Source organism: Microbacterium petrolearium (genome assembly GCF_054782875.1).
Genome location: NZ_BAAGRQ010000075.1, coordinates 1 through 595, shown reverse-complemented (window position 1 = coordinate 595; position 595 = coordinate 1). Strand labels below are relative to the sequence as shown.

The following is a 595-nucleotide window of genomic DNA, read 5'->3' as shown; positions in this document are numbered from 1 at the left end:
CCTCCTAGCGACTGGTTAAACCGATTTAAGGCAGTATAAACTAGACCTAAATTAATAAATAAAAAAAAATATAAAAATAATGAATACATTTCTACTTGATCTTCTTGCATTTGGTGCTGTACTATCAGGAGTTCTTGTTATTACATCAGTTAATCCAGTTATTTCAGTGCTATTTCTAATCTCTGTGTTTGTTAACGCTGCTGGATATCTTGTACTTCTAGGTGTTGGATTTGTAGGTATCTCATATCTAATTGTTTATGTAGGTGCTATTGCTATTCTATTCCTATTTGTAGTTATGATGCTAAATATTTCTATTACTGAAATTGTTTCAGTTGGACGTGAATATACTAAGAATCTTCCTCTTGGTTTTGTTGTAGGTACAGTATTCTTCTTTGAAATTCTATCTGTTATTCCAGCTGCTACAACTAATGCTGGTGAACTACCTCTAGGACTATTTACATATCTAAATGGACTACTACTAGGAGTTAATACATCTATTACAAATTCTGATGTTAATATGGCTTTTGCTAATACTGGTGCTGATAATGCTTTCTCATCTCATCTTCAAATCGAAGCTATTGGTCATGGACTTTAT

Annotated in this window: 1 protein-coding gene; it reads left to right on the top strand. The window is 32.3% G+C overall.

Going from position 1 to position 595, the window contains the following annotated elements; translation table 11 throughout:
* Positions 1-79: 79 nt before the first annotated feature.
* Positions 80-595: NADH-quinone oxidoreductase subunit J (locus ACYVJ0_RS13685; protein ID WP_460818411.1), on the top strand; the 516-nt coding region annotated here is incomplete at its 3' end.